Here is a 1,554-nt window from a genome sequence, read left to right as displayed (position 1 = left end):
TTAGATTGTTAAAGAGCGTTGATATCAATTTTTCAGACATCACCATAAGACGCTAGGTCGTTGGCTTGGGGTGCGTATTCTACGCTTTCCCGTGTCAGCGTCAAGTGTTTTTTCAAACTTTCTTTGCGCCTTGAACTCAGTGTTTTGAAGCACTTAATTCAACCTGACTCAGTAACCGCTTGCGCTGTCTGCCGTGTCAGTGGATGCGCATTATAGGCACCACACGATTTAGCGCAACCCCTTTTTTAAGGCTTTTAGTAAAAAATCAATCAACTGACGATTATTCAAACACAGCGGTACAAAACACATACACAAAGGTTGATTTCTACTCAAATTAACATCCATTAATATCAAGCGTGCATTAACAGAATGCAAATCTGGGTAACAATTAAAGTAAGAAATTGAAGAATACGATAGATAACGAAAGATTAAATGATGATGTTGTCCAGATAGCTGATTGGCAGTAGCCTCTACGAACCGACTTTAATAGCACTTAACTCAATTCGTGAAGTGCTATTATAAAAATAACACTGTTTCGCTTTCTCGCTATTGTCATTAGTGCGTTTAGTAATATGAACGATATTTATCATTAAGTTTTGCTGCATTCCTTGTTTATTCATTTATCGCCACTGTTGAGCACTCTTTTTGTCTTCTTTTGGTATGACTGGTGTTCATTGCGCTGATATAACTATATCAACAAACAAAAGCATTCGATCGAAACGCCAATTCACTTCCTTGAAAGAGTTTTAAGGACCACATGTAAATGAAAGTTCCACTTAATGCAGAAATCAAAGTAACGAGGTAATTGTCATCTGAAAGATTTTTATCATGTTTAAATCCATTCTAAACTCTATTAGTAATAATGTTGCGTTAGCTAACCAGAATCAACATCGACTAGTTGATCTGGGTAATCGGCCAAGATGACAAAAACTGGCTCTTTGTAATATCAAGTTTGTCATTCCGAGTTATGCTCCAGGATGAATGAATCTAGGGTAAGATAACAATTTGGGCCAAGCTATTAAATTTTACCAATAATTACTTTGTGTATCAGTCATTCTCAAGAATCAGGCATCACAGAATATTGCAATAAAGGTAGTAACTACACTTGATTTGAAGTGAATGTTTACTGATGAAAATACTGCATAAAAGCTTGAAAATAATCCAGTTTCGGCTATAAAAGTTATCTAATAGGAAAATACCTTTATTTATTACTGGGTGATTATGTATTTTTTGCATACACTTTAGACACTATTGTTTTAAATGTTTAATTTATACTCAAAAATAACATTTTTTGATTCATTCAAGCATTGCGTCATTTAGCTCTGGGATACTCTAATGGGAATTATGCGTTTAGTTATTGGTTTAGCCGCTGTAGTTTTTAGCACATCATTACTAGCTGGAACGATTTACACTTGGGTTGATGATGCTGGGGTTGTACATTACAGTCAGCAACAACCCTTAAATGTTGATGCCCGCAAGATATATAGTGAGGATATGGAGCCAGCTAAAATTGGCACTTACACACCACAAAAAAAAACCTCAGTTAACGTGGAA

General features: G+C 35.5%; 2 protein-coding genes. One reads left to right on the top strand and one right to left on the bottom strand.

The window, feature by feature from the left end:
• Positions 1 to 470: 470 nt before the first annotated feature.
• Positions 471 to 620 carry a hypothetical protein gene (locus H5202_RS22305; protein WP_182773952.1) on the bottom strand — a complete coding sequence of 50 codons (150 nt, stop codon included), beginning with the start codon at positions 618 to 620 and terminating at the stop codon, positions 471 to 473.
• A gap of 715 nt (positions 621 to 1,335) precedes the next feature.
• Here H5202_RS22305 and H5202_RS22300 point away from each other — a divergent pair.
• Positions 1,336 to 1,554 (top strand): DUF4124 domain-containing protein (locus H5202_RS22300; RefSeq protein ID WP_182773951.1); only part of this gene is annotated, 219 nt, incomplete at its 3' end.

Source organism: Shewanella sp. SG41-4 (genome assembly GCF_014164505.1).
Lineage (GTDB): Bacteria > Pseudomonadota > Gammaproteobacteria > Enterobacterales > Shewanellaceae > Shewanella.
This window is presented reverse-complemented; position numbering and strand designations above follow the sequence as displayed.

Bases quoted from the DNA above. Each gene is read 5' to 3' on its own strand.
- H5202_RS22305 (WP_182773952.1), bottom strand. From the start codon at position 620: ATGAATAAACAAGGAATGCAGCAAAACTTAATGATAAATATCGTTCAT.